Annotated in this window: 17 protein-coding genes; 12 read left to right on the top strand and 5 right to left on the bottom strand. The window is 65.5% G+C overall.

Annotated elements, in window-relative coordinates; translation table 11 throughout:
• Positions 1–85 precede the first annotated feature (85 nt).
• The 4 genes from BHK69_RS03110 (at position 86) to BHK69_RS03095 (ending at position 3,682) form a co-directional block, all read left to right on the top strand.
• Entirely contained in the window at positions 86–1,510 is a 1,425-nt protein-coding gene (locus tag BHK69_RS03110; RefSeq protein WP_069688831.1) for an FAD-binding oxidoreductase, read from the top strand.
• 2 nt (positions 1,511–1,512) lie between these two features.
• Positions 1,513–2,094, top strand: coding sequence for an NAD(P)H-dependent oxidoreductase (locus BHK69_RS03105; protein ID WP_069688830.1), 582 nt, complete (start codon positions 1,513–1,515; stop codon positions 2,092–2,094).
• 94 nt (positions 2,095–2,188) lie between these two features.
• Positions 2,189–2,671: a MarR family winged helix-turn-helix transcriptional regulator gene (locus BHK69_RS03100; protein ID WP_069688829.1), complete on the top strand. Its 483-nt coding sequence runs from the start codon at positions 2,189–2,191 to the stop codon at positions 2,669–2,671.
• 81 nt (positions 2,672–2,752) lie between these two features.
• The gene (locus BHK69_RS03095; RefSeq protein WP_069688828.1) at positions 2,753–3,682 is read left to right on the top strand and encodes a DMT family transporter; all 930 of its coding nucleotides are present in this window, start codon (positions 2,753–2,755) and stop codon (positions 3,680–3,682) included.
• A gap of 137 nt (positions 3,683–3,819) precedes the next feature.
• Here the strand turns inward: BHK69_RS03095 and BHK69_RS03090 are convergent, their stop codons facing one another.
• The 3 genes from BHK69_RS03090 to BHK69_RS03080 form a co-directional block, all read right to left on the bottom strand.
• Positions 3,820–5,805, bottom strand: coding sequence for a potassium transporter Kup (locus BHK69_RS03090; protein WP_083269088.1), 1,986 nt, complete (start codon positions 5,803–5,805; stop codon positions 3,820–3,822).
• An 88-nt stretch (positions 5,806–5,893) separates the two neighbouring features.
• Positions 5,894–7,168: a flavodoxin-dependent (E)-4-hydroxy-3-methylbut-2-enyl-diphosphate synthase gene (ispG, locus tag BHK69_RS03085; protein ID WP_069688827.1), complete on the bottom strand. Its 1,275-nt coding sequence runs from the start codon at positions 7,166–7,168 to the stop codon at positions 5,894–5,896.
• Entirely contained in the window at positions 7,165–7,683 is a 519-nt protein-coding gene (locus BHK69_RS03080; RefSeq protein ID WP_069693329.1) for a Fur family transcriptional regulator, read from the bottom strand. Before BHK69_RS03080 ends, ispG begins: the two co-directional genes overlap by 4 nt.
• A 128-nt stretch (positions 7,684–7,811) precedes the next feature.
• On the opposite strand from BHK69_RS03080, the gene BHK69_RS03075 reads away from it, so the two are divergent.
• From BHK69_RS03075 to BHK69_RS03040, 8 genes are all read left to right on the top strand, one after another.
• On the top strand, positions 7,812–8,597 hold the full coding sequence (locus BHK69_RS03075) for a 3-hydroxybutyrate dehydrogenase (RefSeq protein ID WP_069688826.1): 786 nt from the start codon (positions 7,812–7,814) through the stop codon (positions 8,595–8,597).
• Positions 8,594–9,664, top strand: a complete 1,071-nt coding sequence (locus BHK69_RS03070) for a patatin-like phospholipase family protein (RefSeq protein WP_069688825.1) — start codon at positions 8,594–8,596, stop codon at positions 9,662–9,664. Before BHK69_RS03075 ends, BHK69_RS03070 begins: the two co-directional genes overlap by 4 nt.
• A gap of 181 nt (positions 9,665–9,845) precedes the next feature.
• Positions 9,846–10,259, top strand: coding sequence for a DUF3830 family protein (locus BHK69_RS03065; protein ID WP_069688824.1), 414 nt, complete (start codon positions 9,846–9,848; stop codon positions 10,257–10,259).
• A 391-nt stretch (positions 10,260–10,650) separates the two neighbouring features.
• A complete protein-coding gene (locus BHK69_RS03060) occupies positions 10,651–12,276 on the top strand; it encodes an amidohydrolase (RefSeq protein ID WP_069688823.1) in 1,626 nt (541 codons plus the stop codon).
• Positions 12,277–12,385: 109 nt separating this feature from the next.
• Positions 12,386–13,330, top strand: a complete 945-nt coding sequence (locus BHK69_RS03055) for an ABC transporter permease (RefSeq protein ID WP_069688822.1) — start codon at positions 12,386–12,388, stop codon at positions 13,328–13,330.
• Positions 13,323–14,219 (top strand): ABC transporter permease, encoded by an 897-nt coding sequence (locus BHK69_RS03050; RefSeq protein WP_069688821.1) that lies wholly within the window; start codon positions 13,323–13,325, stop codon positions 14,217–14,219. The genes BHK69_RS03055 and BHK69_RS03050 overlap by 8 nt, the downstream gene beginning before the upstream one ends.
• A 202-nt stretch (positions 14,220–14,421) precedes the next feature.
• A complete protein-coding gene (locus BHK69_RS03045; RefSeq protein ID WP_199579029.1) occupies positions 14,422–16,017 on the top strand; it encodes an ABC transporter substrate-binding protein in 1,596 nt (531 codons plus the stop codon).
• Between the two features lie 134 nt (positions 16,018–16,151).
• Positions 16,152–17,591, top strand: coding sequence for an amidohydrolase family protein (locus tag BHK69_RS03040; protein WP_069688820.1), 1,440 nt, complete (start codon positions 16,152–16,154; stop codon positions 17,589–17,591).
• Positions 17,592–17,670: 79 nt separating this feature from the next.
• Here BHK69_RS03040 and ybaL read toward each other — a convergent pair whose 3' ends face one another.
• The gene (gene ybaL, locus BHK69_RS03035; protein WP_244548383.1) at positions 17,671–19,401 is read right to left on the bottom strand and encodes a YbaL family putative K(+) efflux transporter; all 1,731 of its coding nucleotides are present in this window, start codon (positions 19,399–19,401) and stop codon (positions 17,671–17,673) included.
• Between the two features lie 170 nt (positions 19,402–19,571).
• Positions 19,572–19,892, bottom strand: a complete 321-nt coding sequence (locus BHK69_RS03030; RefSeq protein ID WP_069688818.1) for a polyhydroxyalkanoic acid system family protein — start codon at positions 19,890–19,892, stop codon at positions 19,572–19,574.
• Between the last annotated feature and the right edge of the window lie 115 nt (positions 19,893–20,007).

The following is a 20,007-nucleotide window of genomic DNA, read 5'->3' as shown; positions in this document are numbered from 1 at the left end:
ATCCACGTCTTCACATGTCGAGGACGGTGTTCGAGACGTGGATGCTCGCCACAAGGGCGAGCATGACGGTAGAGGCTCGTCTCCCATGACCGCACGCTACGACATCGCCGCGTTGAAGGCCCGCCTCGGTGGTATCCGCAGCGAGGACAACCCGGCGCTGGTGAAGCAGAAGAGCCGCGACTTCTTCTGGTATTCGCCGGTGCTGAAACGCAAGCTCGACCATGTCACGGCCGACATCATCGTGTTGCCGACGAGCGAGGCCGAGGTGCTGGAGGTGCTCACTGCGGCGCATGCGCTGGGCATTCCGGTGACGCCGCGCGGCACCGGCACGGGCAATTACGGCCAGGCCATGCCGCTCTCAGGCGGCGTGCTGCTCGATCTCTCCGGCTTCAACAAGGTCAAGGCGATCGCGCCCGGCCGCTATGTCGCCGAGCCCGGTGCGATCATGGCGCGGATCGATGACGAGACGCGCCGGCATTCGCGCCAGGAGCTCAGGCTCCACCCCTCGACCTATCAGACCGCCTCGATTGGCGGCTTCATCGCCGGTGGCTCGGGCGGCGTCGGCTCGATCAAATGGGGCGGATTGCGCGACTGGGGCAACATCATCGCGCTCAAGGTCGCGACGATGGAAGCCTCGCCGCGCATTCTGGAGCTGAGCGGCGAGGATCTGCACAAGGTCGCTCATGCCTATGGCACCAACGGCATCATCACCGAGGTCGAGATGCCATTGGCGCCGGCTTACGACTGGGTCGATGTCATCCTCGGCTTCGGCAGTTTGCGGGCCGCGACGGAGTTCGCCAATGAGCTGGGCGAGCAGGACGGGCTGGCGCTGAAGAACCTTGCCGTCGTCGCTGCGCCGGCTCCGCATGATTATTTCCTGCGGCACAGGAAATTCCTGCCGCGCGACAGCCATCTCGTCATCGTCATGGCGGCCGATTTCGCGGTCGACTCGCTGCTCGCCTATGCCAAGCGTTTCAGGGGCGCCGCGTTGCTGATGCGTTCGGACACGCTCTTCCCGGAGGAGGCGAAAGGCCTGCCGCCCGCCTATGAGCTCGGCTGGAACCACACCACGCTCAGGGCGCTGCGCGTCGACCCCGCCATCACCTATCTCCAGGTGCTCTACCCGTTCCCGAACCAGGTCGAGCTGGTCGAGGCGATCCATGCGCGCTTCGGTGATGAAGTGCTCTGCCATCTTGAATTCGTCCGCTTCGACGGCAAGATCACCTGCTTCGGGCTGCCGCTGGTGCGCTTCACCACGGAAGAGCGGCTGGAGGAGATCATGGCGATCCATGAGGCGATGGGCGCGCCGATCTTCAACCCGCATCGCTACACGCTGGAGGAGGGCGGCATGAAGCAGACCGACGAAGCCCAGCTCGCCTTCAAGCGGCAGGCCGATCCGCAAGGGCTGCTCAACCCCGGCAAGATGATCGCCTGGGAGGACCCGGCTTACGATTACGCTTCAGGCAAGACCTTCCTGTTCCGCAGCCTGTCCGAAGCCGGGGTGGGCTGAGGATGCGGGTGCTCGTGCTCTATGCCCATCCCGACCCGGAGAGCTATGGCGCGGCGCTGCACGAGGCCGTGGTGACGAGCCTGAAGCAGGCGGGACACGAGGTCGACGATTGCGATCTCTATGCCGAGGGTTTTGACGCCGTGCTGAGCCGGGCGGAGCGCGTGGGCTATCATGACCTCGCCAGCAACACGCGTCCCGTTGCCGGCTATGTCGAGCGGCTGCAACGAGCCGAGGCGCTGGTGCTGTGCTTCCCGGTTTGGAATTTCGGCTATCCGGCGATCCTGAAGGGGTTCTTCGACAGGGTCTTCCTGCCCGGCATCTCGTTCAAGCTGGTCGATGGCAAGGTCAGGCCCAATCTCTGGAACATCCGCAAGCTTGCGGCAGTGACGACCTATGGCGGGTCGCGCTGGCGCGCGTTGTTGATGGGCGATCCGCCGCGCAAGGTGGTCAGGCGGGTGCTGCGCGCGGTCTGCCACCCGAGCGCACGGCCGCTCTATCTGGCGCATTACGACATGAACCGCGCGACGCCGGAGACCCGCCAAGCGTTTTTCGAGCGGGTTCGTGCTATTATCGGCCGGCTGTGAAGCATCTGTCTCACCCACGTCATCAGCGTGTCATGATCGCGGGCGATCTGAGAGCCGGCGAACGATCGCCTAAACCATTAGCAAGGACCGGCTCATGACCAAGTCGCTGGAGAAGAGCGTCGGCCGTGCCCTGCTCGTGACCGCGCGGCTGCATCGCGCGCGAATGGGCGAGCGGCTCAACGCGCTTGGCCTGTTCCCGGGCCAGGAGCAGGCGCTGAAGGCGCTGGTGCCCGCGCCGATGACGATGGGCGAGCTTGCGACCCTGCTCCGGGTCAAGCCGCCGACGGTCTCCAAGACGATCGGCCGGCTTTCGTTGCAGGGGCTCGTCACGCGCGAGGGCGGCAGCCGCGACGGACGCCTCGTCCAGGTCGCGCTGACCGAACTCGGCCAGAAGACCGCGGCGACGCTGGATGCGGTCTGGAACCAGGTCGAGGACGAGTTGCTCGAGCGTCTCGACGCGAAGGAGCGCAAGCAGCTGCGCAAGCTTCTCCGCAAAGCCGCCAAAGGATTGTCGAAAGCCGGCGTCGAGATCGAGGATGGCGACGTCGATGGCGACGAGGCCGATAGCGACGGCTGATACGCGCATGGATTGCATGCAGCGAACGACTGGCTTGAGGCCGTAAAACGGTTAAATCTGCCTTTGGCATTCTGCCAACGCATGACGGAACCTGTCTTGGCCGCCCATCCCCACACTCCGGAAACCAGTCGCACGCGACTGGCCGCGATCGCGCTGATGTGTGGGGCCGTGCTGTGCTTCGCCATGCTCGATGCCAGCGCGAAATGGCTGTCGGCCTCGATGGATCCGGTGCAGGTGGTGTTTGCCCGCTATGCCGGCAGCATGGCGCTGGTCTGCCTGCTGCTCAATCCGTGGAGCCATCCTGGTATCCTGCGGACGCAACGACCCTGGCTCCAGGCGGTCCGCTCGCTGCTGCTGCTGGGCTCGACGTTGCTGAACTTCATCGCGGTCAAATATCTCCAGCTCGCCGAGACCGTCTCGATCATGTTCGCGGGGCCACTCCTGGTGGCGCTGGTCTCCGGCCCGCTTCTGGGGGAGTGGCCGGGCCCGCGCCGGCTTATCGCCATCGGCGTCGGCTTTGTCGGCGTGCTGGTGATCACGCGGCCGGGCTTCGGCGGGATGCATCCTGCCGCCCTGCTCAGCGTGCTCGGCTGCGTCTGCTACTCGTTCTATTCGCTTGCGACGCGCAAGCTTGCCGCCTTCGATCCGCCGGAGACGACGATGGTCTATTCGGGCGTCGCCGGCACGCTTGCCATGCTGCCCTTGATCCCGTTCTTCTGGACGATGCCGCAAAGCCCGCTGGTCTGGTTGCTGATGCTCGCGACCGGGGTGCTCGGTGGCTTCGGCCATTGGCTGCTGATTCTGGCGCATCGGCTTGCGCCGGCGACGGTGCTTGCGCCCTTCATCTATTCGCAGATCGTCTGGATGATCGCGCTCGGCTGGTTCGCCTTCGGCCAGTGGCCGGACCGCTGGACCTTCGTCGGCGCGACCATCGTCATCGCCTCGGGACTATACCTGCTTTACCGGGAGCGGGTCAGGCATGTGCCCGAGGGCTCGGCGCGGCTGGATTGAAGCCCGCAAAAGGCGCGTCATGCTCGGGCTCGACCCGAGCATCTCTTTCCAGAGATTCTCGGGTCTGCGCGGAGTTTATCCTTGGGCCGATCGAAGATCGGACCCGAGGGCTTCGCCCGAGAATGACGGTGGGACTTTCAGACCGAGACCTGCGTGCCGACCTCGACGACGCGGCCGGTCGGGATCTGGAAGAAGCTCGTGGCGTCAGTCGCGCTCTTGGTCAGGCTGATGAAGAGCTTGTCCTGCCAGATCGGCATGCCCGATTGCGGCGAGGCCTTGATCGAGCGGCGCGACAGGAAGAACGAGGTCGACATGATGTCGAACTTGAAGCCCTGCTTGCGCAGCACGGCGAGCCCCTTGGGGATGTTGGGGCTCTCCATATAGCCGTAGACCATCTCGACCCGCCAGAAATCGTCGGTGATCCGCGAGAGCCTGACGCGCTCCTCCTCGGCGACGCGCGGTGTGTCGGCTGAGCGCACGGTCAGGATCACATTGCGCTCATGCAGCACCTTGTTGTGCTTGAGGTTGTGCAGCAGTGAGGCCGGCGCCGTCTCGGGATCGCTGGTCAGGAACACCGCCATGCCCTTGACGCGCACGGGCGGGCTCTTCGACAGCATGCCGACGAGTTCGAGCAGCGGCACATCGGTCTTGCGCGTCTTGTCGAACAGGATCTTGGTGCCGCGCACCCAGGTCCACATCATGACGACGAGCACGATCGCCAGCAGCACCGGCATATAGCCGCCGCTGAACAGCTTGAGCAGGTTGGCCGCGAAGAAGGCGATGTCGATCACCAGGAAGGGCACGATCAGCGCCAGCGTCGCGATCAGGCTCCAGCCCCAGTTGCGGCGGATGACGATGAAGGCGAGCAGCGAACTCACCACCATGGTGCCGAACACGGCGATGCCATAGGCATGCGAGAGGTTGGACGAGGTCTTGAAGGCCCAGACCAGGATCAGCACGACGACCAGCAGCATCCAGTTGATGCGCGGGATGTAGATCTGCCCCGATGTGTGCTCTGAGGTGTGCCGGATCTCCAGCCGCGGCAGCAGCCCGAGCTGGATCGCCTGGCGCGTCAGCGAGAAGGCTCCGGTGATCACGGCCTGGCTCGCGATGATGGTCGCGATCGTCGCCAGGATGACGAGCGGCAGGATCAAGAAGTCCGGCGCGAGCTTGTAGAACGGATTGTCGATCGCGGACGGGTCCGACAGGATGAGCGCGCCCTGGCCGAGATAGTTCAGCCAGAGCGAGGGAAACACCAGCCAGATCCAGGCGCTCTGGATCGGCCCACGGCCGAAATGACCCATATCGGCATAGAGCGCCTCGGCGCCCGTGACGGCCAGGCAGACCGAGCCGAGCACGGCCAGCGAGACGGTGGGATGGTCGACGAAGAAGCGCAGGCCGTAATAGGGGTTCACCGAGGCGAGCACGGTCAGTTCGTCGGCGATGTGATAGATGCCCAGGCCCGCCAGCGCCGCGAACCAGACCAGCATGACAGGGCCGAAGAAATTCGCGACCTTTTCGGTGCCGCCGCTCTGCACCATGAACAGGGCGATCAGGATGATCGAGGCGATCCAGATCAAATAGTCGTCGAGTACTGGCGTTACCAGCTTGAGGCCCTCGACAGCCGAGAGCACCGAGATCGCCGGCGTGATGACCGCGTCGCCATAGAACAGCGCAGCGCCCGCCATTCCCAGAAACAACACGAAGCCGCCGCGCATGCGGCCCAGGCCACGCTGGGCCAGGGCGACCAGCGTCAGGATGCCGCCTTCGCCATTGTTGTCGGCCCGCATCAGCAGCAGCACGTATTTCAGCGTGACGACGATGACAAGCGACCACAGGATCAGCGACAGCACGCCGATGACGATATCGCGCGGCACCGGCGCGTTGGCTGCGGCATTGGTCAGCGCGCCATGGGCCGCGGTCGCGGCCAGAACCGTCTCGCGCAGCGCGTAGAGCGGGCTCGTACCGATATCGCCATAGACGACGCCGAGGGCTCCCAGCGCCAGGACCGCGAAGCTGTTGGTCGAATGGCCGTGCTTGCTCGCGCCACCATGACCATCATCGAGGCCGAAACGGGAATCCTCCGGCCGCGTGGTCGGTGGATTCGGCTGATCATGCCCCATCAGGGATCTCCGCGCGCGCTGCGGTGCAGCGAAAGGCCGGGGCGTCTAACACAAGCAGGCCGGCGCGCAAAGGCGCGCCGGTTCGATCTCACTGCGCCGCATCGCTCAGCCCACCATAACGCTGCGCGATGTAGCCATCGACCATCGTCTTGAATTCGGCGGCGATGGCGGGGCCGCGCAGGGTCGTGACCTTGCGGCCGTCGACGAAAACCGGGGCAACCGGAGCCTCGCCCGTGCCGGGCAGCGAGATGCCGATATCGGCGTGTTTGGACTCGCCGGGTCCGTTGACGATGCAGCCCATCACAGCGACGTTCAGTGTCTCGACACCGGGATAGCGTGTCTTCCATTCCGGCATGGAGCTTGAGATCCAGTTCTGGATGTCCCGCGCCAGCTCCTGGAACACCGTCGAGGTGGTGCGGCCGCAGCCGGGGCAGGCCGCCACCAGCGGCACGAAAGCGCGGAAGCCCATGGTCTGGAGCAGTTCCTGCGCAGCCTTGACCTCGAGCGTGCGGTCGCCGCCGGGCTCAGGCGTCAGCGAGAAGCGGATCGTGTCGCCGATGCCCTCCTGCAGCAGGATGCCGAGCGCAGCCGAGGAGGCGACGATGCCCTTCGAGCCCATGCCGGCTTCGGTGAGGCCGAGATGGATGGCGTAGTCGGCCCGGTTGGCCAGCATGCGGTAGACCGCGATCAGGTCCTGCACGCCCGAGACCTTGGCCGAAAGGATGATGCGGTCCCGGCCCAATCCGATCTCCTCGGCGCGCTGCGCAGAGAGGAGAGCTGACTGTACCATCGCTTCGCGCATCACGGCGCGGGCGTCGAGCGGGGTGGCCGAGACGGCGTTCTCGTCCATCAGGACGGTCAGCAATTCCTGGTCGAGCGAGCCCCAGTTCGCGCCGATGCGCACGGCCTTGCCATGTTTGATCGCGAGCTCGACGATCTGGCCGAACTGCCGGTCCTTCTTGTCCTTGAAGCCGACATTGCCGGGGTTGATGCGGTATTTCGCCAGCGCCTCGGCGCAGGCGGGATGGTCGGTCAGCAGCTTGTGGCCGATATAGTGGAAATCGCCGACCAGCGGCACGTCGATGCCGATGCGGTCGAGCCGCTCACGAATATGCGGGACCGCGGCGGCGGCCTCGTCGCGGTCGACCGTGATGCGGACGAGTTCCGAACCCTGCCGGGCGAGCGCCGCGACCTGCGCGATCGTGCCCGCGATATCGGCGGTGTCGGTGTTGGTCATCGATTGCACGACGATCGGCGCGCCGCCGCCGACGGTGACGGAGCCGACCTGGACCGGCACGGTCAGCCGGCGCGGCTGCGGCCCGGCCTGATCGGGAAGGCAGGGAGGCGACACGCGCTCGTTCATCCTTGAACGCTCCGGCAATGCTCGCAGCGGCCGACGATCTCGACCACCTGATGCGAGGGGGAAAACTGTCGCGTCTGCGCGATCGCCGCCACGGCCTTCTTCATGGCGGGCGAGGAATCCTCATCGACGCCGCCGCAGGCCTCGCAGATCAGGAAGGCGACGACCTCGTCGGCGCCATGGCCGTGCAGGCAGGCGATATAGGCGTTGCGCGAGGAGAGCCGGTGGACGAAGCCCTGCTCGACCAGAAAATCGAGCGCGCGATAGATCGAGATCGGCGCGAGACGGCGCCCGCCGGCCGGCGAGATGCGGTCGGCCAGATCATAGGCCCCGACGGGGCGGTGGTCGGCATGCAGCGCCTCCAGCGCCTTGCGGCGGATCGGCGTCAGCCTGAGACCGCGCTCGCGGCAGAGATGCTCGGCCCGGGCCAGGGCCTGGGCTGCATGATTGCGATGGTCATGCGCATGCCGGCAGATTGCATCGTCAGCGCCGTCATGATCGTGTGCGTGTGGCTGCATTTTGGTCATGTTGCGTTGCAATAGGTCATCAGGCGCCGCGCCGCGACCCTTTTCCGGTCACTGACATATCGCCCGCTCGGCACCGAACCTAAGCATTTCTATCCCTAATGTCAGGAGCCTTGACGTTCATGTTCCTCAAAGACCGCTGCGCCGTGATCACCGGCTCGACCTCAGGCATCGGCCTCGCCTATGCCCATGCGCTCGCCAAGGAAGGCGCGAATCTCGTCATCAACGGCATCCTGCCTGCTGACGACGCGGAAAAGCTCCGTTCCGGGCTCGAAAGCGAGTTCGGCGTCAAGGCGCTGTTCTCGCCCGCCGACATGACCAAGCCCGACCAGATCGCCGGCATGATCGCCCAGGCCGAGGCCGCCTTCGGGGCCGTCGACATCCTCGTCAACAATGCCGGCATCCAGCATGTCGCCCCGATCGAGGAGTTCCCGATCGCGACCTGGGACATGATCATCGCGATCAACCTGACCTCGGCCTTCCATACCACGCGCGCGGCGCTGCCGAAGATGAAGGCGAAGGGCTGGGGCCGGATCATCAACACGGCCTCGGCGCATGCCTTCGTCGCCTCGCCCTTCAAATCGGCTTATGTCTCGGCCAAGCACGGCATCGCCGGCCTGACCAAGACGGTGGCGCTGGAAGTCGCGACCAACGGCATCACCGTGAACGCGATCGCGCCCGGCTATGTCTGGACGCCGCTGGTCGAGAAGCAGATCCCCGACACGATGAAGGCGCGCAACATGACCAAGGAGCAGGTCATCAACGACGTGCTGCTGACGGCGCAGCCGACCAAGGAGTTCGTCACGGTCGAGCAGGTCGCGGCGCTCGCGGTCTTCCTGTGCACGGATGCGGCGAAGTCGATCACCGGCACGATCTTGCCGATGGATGGCGGCTGGACCGCGGCGTGACCGGTCGGCGCAGGCGCAGCTCGGCGCGGGTCAAGGGGCTCGCCGGCCCCAAGGCCGAGAAGACCGTCTCGCTGGCGCTCCAGGGCGGAGGCGCGCATGGCGCCTTCACCTGGGGCGTGCTCGACGCGATCCTGGAGGATGGGCGGCTGGCGATCGAGGCGCTGTCGGGCACCAGCGCCGGTGCGATGAATGCCGTCGTGCTGAGCGAAGGCTGGCTCGAAGGCGGCGCGGACGGCGCGCGCGCCAAGCTCGAAAGCTTCTGGCGGGCGATCAGTGTCGACGGCAAATATGGCGGCTCGGAGCGCTCGCTGATCGACACCATGCTCGGTGCCTGGGGCAGTAACGGCACGCCGCCGGGCCTGATCTGGTTCGAGATGTTCTCGAAGGTCGCGAGCCCCTATGACGTCAATCCGCTCAACATCAACCCGCTGCGCGGCGTCATCGCCGACCTGATCGATTTCGAGAAGGTGCGCGCGAGCCAGGACGTCAAGCTCTTCATCGCCGCGACCAATGTCCGCACCGGCAAGATCAAGGTCTTCAACGGCGACGAATTGAGCCCTGACCATCTGATGGCCTCGGCCTGCCTGCCGATGCTGTTCCAGGCTGTCGAGATCGCGGGCGAGGCCTATTGGGACGGCGGCTATATGGGCAATCCGGCGCTGTTCCCGCTGTTCTACGAGGCCCATTGCGACGACATCATGCTGGTGCAGATCAACCCGCTGCAGCGCAAGGAACTGCCCACCAATGCCCGCGCGATCCAGGACCGGCTGAACGAGATCACCTTCAACGCCTCGCTCCTGCGCGAATTGCGCGCGATCGAGTTCGTCAACAAGCTCGTCGACAGCGGCAAACTGCCGACCGAAGAGTACAAGCGCGTGCTGATGCACCGGATCGATGGCGGGCCGCCCCTGGCGCAGCTGACCTCGTCCTCGCGGATGAATGCGGATTGGGACTTCCTGCTGCGCCTGCGCGACATGGGGCGGGCGGCGGCGAAGCGCTGGCTCAAGCGCAATTACGAGGCGATCGGCAAGGCCGGCACGCTCGACCTCAAGGAGGCGATCTCGTAATCCTGTCGGCCGTCATTGCGAGCAAAGCGAAGCAATCCAGAGGCGGCAGCACTCTACGTCCCCTGGATTTCTTCGCTGCGCTCGCAATGACGGAGAGTTTCCCGCGCACCCACCGCCCTTGCGAAAGCCCGGCCGAACGGGCAATCACCCTCCGAAGCCGTTTCGAGAGACAGAGATTTCCATGACCAAGCTGATCGTCACCGCTGGCCCCTTCGCCTTCGAGGCCAAGCTCGAACTGGAAAACGCGCCCAAGACCTGCGCCGCCTTCCTCCGGCACATGCCGTTCGAGAGCAAGATCGTGCATGTGCGCTGGAGCGGCGAGGGCGTCTGGATGCCGCTCGGCGAGCTCGATTTCGGCGTCGGCTACGAGAACCACACCAGCTACCCGGCGCCCGGCCAGATCATCCTCTATCCCGGCGGCATCAGCGAGACCGAGATCCTGCTCGCCTATGGCGGCGTGCATTTCGCCAGCAAGATGGGCCAGCTCGCCGGCAACCACTTCATCACCCTGACCTCGGGGCTGGAAAACCTCTACACGCTCGGCCGCAAGACGCTGTGGGAAGGCGCGCAGGAGATCAAGTTCGAATTGGCGTGAATTCTACTGGGGCGGTCGTCTGACGCGGCCGCCTGCGCTTCCGGTGCTCACGGACACAGGTCCGCTGCGCTCCGGTTCTCGACAGCCACGCCAGTCAACTCGCCGTAGAGCAGGATGCGAAAAAGTGGGAACCGGTTTTTCGCATTGATCCTGCTCTCACTTTTTGATGAGAGACGGATTCAGACTTCAGCTGGGATCACTCTGTGAGCCCAGCTGAAGTCATCCGGCTCTAGCGAATTCCCGCGCGTTCCTCAATTCCCGCGCGTTCCTCCAAGGCACCGGATCGACAGGCGGCAGAATCTTGCGCAGGCGCGCCGAAAATTCGCGCGCCGCGCGGATTGCCCGGCTGTCGTAACACGGCCATGATTTCGTACCGGGAGGAACGAAATCGATGGTCGCGTTTCCGAAAGCCGACATGGTCCTGCAGAATGGGCCGGTCTATATCGGTTTGAGAGAAGGATATGCTACGGCGGTGGCGCTCTGGGCCGGCAAGGTGCTGGCCACCGGCACACCCGCCGAGATGGCGCCATTGATCGGTCCCGCCACCAAAGTGATCGAGCTTGCCGACCGGACCGCGACGCCGGGGCTCTATGAGGCGCATCTGCATCTGCTGCCGCTCGGGCTGACCATGCTGGAGCTCGATATCCGGCCGCGCTTCGTGCGTACGCTCGATGGCCTGCTGGAGATGATCGCGAAGCGCGCCGCCGAGGTGAAGCCGGGCGAATGGATCCTGGCGCGCGGCTACGACCAGTTCGAGCTCGACGTGAAGCGCCATCCGCATCGCACCGAGCTCGACAAGGCCGCGCCGAACAACCCCGTCTATATCGTGCGCGCCTGCGGTCATCTCTCGGTCGCCAATTCGATGGCCCTGAAGATCGCGGGCATCACCGAGGCGACGCCGGTGCCGCCGGGCGGCGCGATCGAGCAGGTCAACGGCTCGCTCACCGGCCTGATGGCCGAGAACGGCCGCGATCCGATCAAGGCCGTGATCCCGGACCCGACCGATGAGGAGCTGGTCGCGGCGATCGAGCGCGCCGGGCGCTATTGCAACTCCTTCGGCATCACCAGCGTGATGGATGCAGCCGTCGGCATCCGTTCCTATTACCGCGAGGTCGCGGCCTATCGCACGGCGCAGCGCACGGGCCGGCTGCCGGTGCGCACCAATATGTGCCTGCTCGGCGGGCATAACGGCATCGTCGAGCAATGCTTTGCCGACGGTCTCGTCACCGGCGCGGGCGACGACTGGCTCAGCGTCGGCCCGGTCAAGATCTTCACCGACGGTTCGGCCGGGGGGCGCACCGCGGCGATGAGCGAGCCTTATCTGGGCGAGCCCGAGACCAGCGGCATCTTCTGCCTGACCGACCCCGAGATGGACGCGCTGACGCGCGATTATCACGCCAAGGGCTATCAGCTCGCGGTCCACGCCATCGGCGACGCTGCGATCGAGCAGACGCTGAATGCGATGGAGGCGGGGCTCAACGACCATCCCGATCCCGACCGCCGCCATCGCATCGAGCATTGCGGCTTCAACTCGCCCGAGCAGATCGCGCGCATGGCCCGGCTCGGCATCGAGCCGGTGCCGCAGCCGGTCTTCATCTATGATTTCGGCGATCTCTATCTCTCGGTGCTCGACGAGAAGCGCGCCAGCGAGAGCTATCCGATGCGCGACTGGATCGCGGCCGGGCTGAAGCCCGCGGCCTCCTCCGACGCGCCGGTCTGTGACGCGAATATCTGGCCCAACATCTACACCATGCTGACCCGCAAGAGCTCGCGCGGGACGGTGATCGGCGGCGACCAAGCCCTGACGATTGACGAGGTGATCGCCGCCTACACCGATTTCGGGGCTTATGTGAATCGCTCTGAGACCCATCGCGGCCGGCTGTTGCCGGGCATGGCGGCGGATGTCGCCGTATTCTCGCGCGACCTCTCCAAGGCGACGCCGGAACAGCTCTTGCACGAGACCCGCTGCGACCTGACGATCATCGAGGGCAAGGTGGTGTACGAGGCGGAGGCGTGATGGTTTCGTCATTGCGAGGAGGCGCAGCCGACAAAGCAATCCAGAGGGGCTCGCTCGACGTCCCCCTGGATCGCTTCGCTGCGCTCGCAATGACGGGTGTGGACCACTCATGCTGAACCACATCGCTCAGCGCCTAGCCCTTTCGGTGCCGGTGCTGTTCGGCGTGCTGCTTTTTGGTTTCCTGCTGCTGCAGCTCGTTCCCGCGGACCCTGCCGCGATCATCGCCGGGCCGATGGCGAGCCCCGAGCTGGTCGCGCAGATCAGGCAAGACATGGGGCTCGATCGGCCGATCATCATTCAGTTCGCGATCTATATGGGGCGCGTGCTGCAGGGCGATCTCGGCGTCTCGCTGATCTCGAACACCCGCGTCACCACGGAGCTGGCCGAGGCGATCGGCCCGACCGCCGAGCTGATGTTCGCCTGCCTGGTCTGGGCGGTGCCGCTGGGCATCGCGCTCGGGACGATAGCTGCGGTCTATCGCGGGCGCCTGCTCGACCGGCTGGTGATCGCGGTTTCAGTCGCCGGGGTCTCGACGCCGGTGTTCTTCATCGGGCTGATCCTGATGCAGTATATCGGCTACCATTGGGAGCTTTTACCTTTCATCGGGCGCGGCGGGCCGCTCTGGAGCCTGGAAGGGCTCGCCTCGATCGTACTGCCGGCGCTGACGCTCGGACTGGTCTTCATCGGCCCGATCGCGCGGATGACGCGGACCGCCGCGCTCGAAGTGTTGAACGCCGACCATGTCCGCACAGCCCGCGCCAAGGGATTGGCCGAGCGCACCGTCATCCTCCAGCATGTGCTGCGCAACGCCTTGATCCCGGTGGTGACGCTGATCGGCCTCCAGGCCGGCTATCTGCTCGGCGGCGCGGTCGTCACTGAGACGATCTATTCCTGGCCGGGTGTCGGGCGGCTCGCGGTCGGAGCGATCCTGGCGAGCGACTTTCCTCTGGCGCAGGGCGCGATCCTGGTGCTGGCGCTGGCCTTCCTGGTGATCAATCTGATCGTCGACATGCTCTATGCGGTGCTCGATCCGAGGGTCGAGAGCCATGGCTGACCTGACGACCCAGGCCGCACCGGTGACGGCGCAACGGAGCTGGCTCTCGCCGATCTGGCGGCGGATTCTTGGCGACAAGCTCGCCTTGGCGGCGGCGATCATCCTTCTGACGATCGTGCTCGCGGCTTTGTTTGCGCCCTGGCTTGCGCCCTTCGACCCCTATGAGACGACGCGTCGCCCCTTCATTCCGCCGCGCTGGAGCGAGGGCTCGCTGCCGCAATACTGGCTCGGCACCGATGGGCAGGGGCGCGACATGCTCTCGCGCCTGCTCTACGGGACGCGATTGACGCTGGTGATGGGGTTGGCCTCGATCATCCTCGGCGGCGGGCTCGGCGCGATGCTGGGTTTGCTCGGCGCCTTCTACCGGCGGCTCGATCCTTATGTGATGCGCTCGGCCGACATCCTTTTGTCCTTCCCCGCCATCCTGCTGGGACTGGCGCTCGCCGCCGTCGTCGGCCCCGGACTCACGGCCATCGTGATCGCGCTCTCGATCGCCACCGTGCCGGATGTCGCGCGCATCACGCGCAGCGCCGCGATCGTGGTGATGGGGCAGGATTACATGGAGGCCGGCCGTGCGCTCGGCCTGCCGGACAGGACGCTGATCTGGCGCTATCTGGCGTTGAACTGCATCTCGCCGGTCTTCGTCTTCATGACGCTGCGCTTCGGCCAGATCATCCTGATCGGGGCGGCGCTGTCGTTCCTGGGGCTGGGCGTGCGCCCGCCCGAGGCGGAGCTCGGCATGATGGCCTCGCTCGGGCGCGACGCCTTGTTCTTTGCGCCGCATATCTCGCTGCTGCCGAGCCTCACGATCATCGCGATCGTGCTTTGCGTGAACCTGCTTGGCGATGCGCTGCGCGATCTGCTCGATCCGCGCATGAGGAACATGTGATGGCGAGGCCTCGCTCATTCCTCGCCACTCCCACACCGTCATCCTGGGCGCCCGCAGGGCGTCCCGGGATCCATCGGAGGGCTTAAGCGCTCTACGATGGATCCCGGAGCTGCGCCGCTTCACGGCTTGTCCAGGATGACGCGGAGGAAAACGACGCCGATTTCGAGACTTCGCACGACCGACAAAAAAGGGGAGAACGAGCGTGAAACATCTGTCATCGATCGCCGCCGGAGTCCTGCTGGGGCTCGCGGCGCTAGCGAGCCCGGCGCTCGCGCAAGGCTCCAATGCCAGCCTCACCATCGTGCGCGAGGTCGACAGCGACCGCTATGATCCGCATCGCTCGACGGCGCGCTCGGCCTCCGAAGTCCTCTTCATGATGGCCGACACGCTGGTCTCGCTCGACCACGACATGGCGACGATCAAGCCCGGCCTCGCCACCTCCTGGACGATGGCGCCCGACGGCAAGACCTACACCTTCAAGCTGCGCAACGACGTCTCCTTCTGCGACGGCAAGAAGCTGACGGCGCAGGATGTGGTCTATTCGATCAAGCGCTGGATCGATCCCGCGACGCGCTCGCCCGTGGCCTGGCGCGCCGGCAAGATCGAGGACATCGTCGCGACCGACGATTACACGGTCGAATACAAGCTCAAGGCACCGTTCTCGGAATTGCTCTACCAGCTCACCCAGAGCTTCGCCGTCGTCGTCGACAAGGCCAATGTCGAGGCGCTCGGCGCCGATTTCGGGGTCAAGGGCTTCAACGGCACCGGCCCCTATTGCTGGGGTGACTGGAAGCCGCGCAACGAGTTCAGGCTCAAGCGCCACGCCGCCTATAAATGGGGCCCGCCGATCTATCAGAACACCGGGCCGGCGCAGATCGAGGAGATCGTCTGGCGCATCGTGCCGGAGGACAACACCCGTCTGGCCGCGGTGATGACCGGGCAGACCCAGGTGACGCAATATGTGCCCTATTCCGGCATGGCCCAGATGCGCGCCAACAAGAACCTCAGGATCGTCGAGTCGAAGGAGGCGTTCTGGACCTATTTCGTCGGGTTCAAGATCGACAAGGAGGGCGTCAGCGATCCGGCCGTGCGCAAGGCGATGGTGATGGCCGTCGATCAGAAGGCGATCGCCGAGAACCTCTATTTCGGCGAGGTCGAGCCGGCCTATAGCTATATCTCGACCGAGGCGCTGGACTGGAACAAGGCGCTGACGCCGAACCTGATCAAGACCAATGTCGCCGAGGCCAACAGGATCCTCGACGCGGCCGGCTGGGTGAAGGGGCCTGACGGCTTCCGCATGAAGGACGGCAAGAAGCTCTCGCCGGTCGTCTATGGCTTCACCGGCTCGACCTGGCAGAAGCTGATGGAGGCGATTCAGGGCGATCTGCGCAAGATCGGCGTCGATCTCAAGGTCCAGCTCTTCGATGCCACCATTGCCTGGGGCAAGATGGCGACGCAGGAGTTCGACATGTTCGGGATGAGCTTCCCCTACATCTCGGCCGGCGATGCGCTGAACCTGTATTTCCCCTCGGCCAATGCGCCGACACCCAACCGGATGAACTGGAAGGACCCGGCGACGGACGAATTGCTCACCAAGGGCATCACCGCGCTGAACGAAGCAGACCGCGCGGCCGCCTATGGCGAGGTTCTGACGAAGGTGCATGAAGCGGCGGTCTGGCTGCCGCTCTATCACGAACCGATGAAGATCGCGGCCTCGGCAAGGCTTGGCCCCTTCAAGGCCCACAACATCTATGGTTGCGGGCTGTATAAGGGGCTGGATCTGAAGTTCGTTCGCTGATCCTGCGTCATTCTCGGGCGAAGCGGAGCGCAGACCCGAGAATCTCCTGCTGGAGATGGTCGGCTCAAGGCCGACCATGACGTCCTGCCGTCCTCATTTGCTCATCGCCTCGCCTTCACGCTGGAGCCCAGCCCATGACGATCACCCTCATCCGCAACGCCAGCTGGATCGTCGCTTACGACGCCAAGGCCAAGGGCCATGTCTATCTGCGCGATGGCGATGTCGCCTATGAGGGCGACCGCATCCTGCAGGTCGGCGGAAGCTATAAGGGCAAGGCCGATGCGACGATCGACGGGCGCGGCAAGATGGTCATGCCCGGTCTCGTCAACATCCACTCGCACCCCTCCTCGGAGGCGATGTGCAAGGGCTGGAACGACGAGCTCGGTAGCGCGAAAATGTACGGCACGGCGCTCTACGAATTCATGCCGCTGTTCCGCTGCGACGCCGCAGGCGTCAAGCCCTGCGCGCAGGTGACTTATTCCGAACTGCTGATGTCGGGCGTCACCACGCTGGTCGACATGTCCGCCGCCTGGGACGGCTGGTTCGAGACCTTCAAGGCCTCGGGCCTTCGCGCCGTGTTCGCGCCGATGTACCGCTCGGCGCGCTGGTACACCGATAACGGCCATCTGGCGCAATATGAGTGGGACGCCAAGGCCGGTGAGAAGGCGATGGCGCAGGCCATGAAGCTGCTGGACCAGGTTGCGGCCGACGCAACGGGCAGGCTTTCCGGCATGGTCTCACCCTCGCAGATCGACACCTGCACGCCCGAACTGATCCAGGCGAGCTATGAGGAGGCGGAGACGCGAAAAATTCCCTTCCAGATCCATGCCGCCCAGAGCGTGGTCGAATTTCATGAGATCACGCGCCGGCATGGCATGACTCCGGTGGAGTGGCTGGAAGAGCTCGACGTGCTCGGGCCGTTCTCAATCATCGGCCACGGCATATTCCTCGACCATCACTCCTCGGTGAAATGGCCTGCGACCGACGATATGGGCGCGCTGGTCGAAACCGGCACCAATGTCGCGCATTGCCCGATCGTGTTCCAGCGCCGCGGCATCGCGATGCAGAGTTTCGGGCAGTATGTCGCTGCCGGCATCAATGTCGGTATCGGCACCGACACCTATCCCCACCACATGCTGGAGGAATTGCGCGCCGTCTGCATCGGTTCGCGCATGATGGCCGAGGACGTCTATGACGTGCGGACCTCGGACGCTTTCAATGCGGCGACGCTGGGCAGCGCCAAGGCGCTCGGCCGCGACGATATCGGCCGGCTCGCCAAGGGCGCGAAAGCCGACATCGTGCTGGTCGACGTCACCCATCCGATGATGCGCCCGCTGCGCGATCCGCTCCGCAGCCTGATCTATGCGGCGGGCGAGCGGGCGGTGACGACCGTGATCGTCGACGGCGTCACGGTGGTCGAGAATGGCAAGGTGCTGACCATGGACTATGCCAGCGCCGCCGCCGAACTGGAGGAGGCGCAGCGCCGGGCCGAGCCCAACGTCAAGGGTCTCGACTGGGCCAAGCGAGACCATCTCGAGATCTCGCCGCTGACCTTTCCGGCTGGCCGGGGCTGAATGCAGGCGATTGCCCGGCGCGCTCCGTCATCCTGGGCGACCTATGGTCGCCCAGGATGACGACGTGGTCCGGGCGGTTTTAAACCAGTTGCTTGTCCGCAGAGGCGTCGCCATTCACGGCGGGCTTCTCGCATAGCGCCAGCATGGCGCGGGCGATTTCCGCCTCGCCCATGATCGTCAGGCTCGCGCCGCATTTGGTCAGATGCTCGACGGCCGCGTCGGAATGGGCGCGGGCGATGATCGGCAATTCGGGATTGTCGCGTCGCGCCTGTTCGCAGACCTGGCCGGCCTCGAAGCTCTCGGGAATGGCGACGAAGAGCCGCCGCGCCCGCGCCAGGCCGGCGGCTGCCAGCACGCCTGGATCGGCGGCGTTGCCGACGAGCACCGCGGCGCCCTGGTCCCTGGCTATGGCGATGGCTTCGGGCTGTTCCTCGATGACGAGGAGGATCTCGCCCTGCGCCACTAGGCCCGCTCCCAGGAGCGCGCCGACCCGGCCATAGCCGACGACGACCATGTGATCGCTCAAGCTGGTGGCGACGATGTCGCGCTCGGGTTCCGGCTCGGGCTCCGGCTTGGCGGCGCTCGGCTTGGGCTTCGCCGAGCTCGCCTCCGTCGTGAAGCGCTCGATGATCGCAAACAGCACCGGGTTGAGCAGGATCGAGAGGATCGCGCCCGCCAGGATCAGGTCGCGGCCCTGTTCGGGCAGGATCGCCAGCGAGACGCCCAGGCCCGCCAGAATGAAGGAGAACTCGCCGATCTGCGCCAGCGACGCCGAAATGGTCAGGGCGACGGCATTCGAGCGGCCAAAGGCACGCACGATCAGCCAGGCGGCGAGCGATTTGCCAAACAGGATGATGGCGAGTGTCGCCAGCAAGGGCAGCGGCGCGCGCAGCAGGATGCCGGGGTCGAACAGCATGCCGACGGAGACGAAGAACAGCACCGCGAAGGCGTCGCGCAGCGGCAGCGATTCCTCGGCGGCGCGCTGGCTCAATGGCGATTCGTTCAAGATCATGCCGGCGAAGAAGGCGCCGAGCGCAAACGAGACGCCGAACAGGCTCGCCGCCATGAAGGCGACGCCGAGCGCCAGCGCCAGCACTGCGAGCCTGAACAGCTCGCGCGAGCCGGTATGGGCGACCCAATGCAGCACCCAGGGGATGACGCGCCGCCCGACGATGAGCATGAAGGCGATGAAGGCCACGACCTTGGCGAGCGTCAGCCCCAGCACGCCCCAGAGGCCGAGGTCGAACTGCCCGGAGAGCGGAACGGGCGTACCCGGCCTGGCGCCGTTCAGGGCGTCGGCGATGGTCGGGATCAGGACGAGCGCCAGCACCATGGCGAGGTCCTCGACGATCAGCCAGCCGACCGCGATCTTGCCTTTCTCGGTCTGGACCAGTCGGCGCTCCTGGAGCGCGCGCAGCAGCACGACGGTGCTGGCGACCGAGAGCGCGAGCCCGAAGACGAGACCTGCGACCCAACCCCAGCCGAGCGAAAGCGCCAGGCCCAGGCCGAGCAAGGTCGCCACCGCGATCTGGACGAGAGCGCCGGGGACCGCGATGGTTTTGACCGAGAGCAGATCCTTCAGCGAGAAATGCAGGCCGACGCCGAACATCAGCAGGATGACGCCGATCTCGGCCAGTTCGTTGGCGAGGCCCTGATCGGCGACGAAACCGGGCGTGAAGGGCCCGACTGCGACGCCGGCGAGGAGATAGCCGACCAGGGGAGAGAAGCGCAGCTTCTGAGCAAGCGCTCCGAAGATGAAGGCGAGGCACAGGCCCGCGACGAGAATGGCGATCAGCGGGCCAGGATGCATCAGGTCTCCAGAAGGCGGCAGGATTGCGGAAGGCGGCAGGATTACGGAAGGCAGATGGTGGCTCGAGAGAGCACTCGAAGCATGGCGTCTGGGTCGCGCAATTTCAACCTTGAGGCGGTCTTTTCAGAGCGCTTTCGACGGGGGCGAGGTGGCGTTTCCGCCAGGCGGCCTCAGGCCTTTGGCTTGTCCAGCAGGACGCGACCCTGCTTCTCGACGCCAAGCTTCAGCGCCTCGGCGAATGTCGCCAGCACCCAGGGCAGCATCATCTCGACGCGCACCAGCCTCTCCTCGACGGTGAGGCTGCCCCGCACCGTATAGCCCAGCGCGGCCACGCCGAAATCCAGCGTGTCGTCGCGCCACTCCTCCTCGACGAGCTGCATCTTCACCATGCCGAGCTTGTCGCGGATGCGGTCGACGCCGCCACGGATGCGTGCGAGCGCGGCCTCGCGGCCGAGTTCATGGGAAATCGTGATGCTGACAGGCTTGGCCATGGGATTCGCAGTCGAAGGGGCGGCGGCAGACGCGCCCACACTAGGGTCGCCAGAGTTCCAGCGGCACGTGCAGTCGCGTCGGGATGAAGGATAGGCTGCGAAGGCTGGGCGGGCC

The organism is Bosea vaviloviae (assembly GCF_001741865.1).
Lineage (GTDB): Bacteria > Pseudomonadota > Alphaproteobacteria > Rhizobiales > Beijerinckiaceae > Allobosea > Allobosea vaviloviae.
The sequence above is the reverse complement of the archived record's forward strand: the minus strand, read 5'-3'. Positions and strand labels throughout refer to the sequence as shown.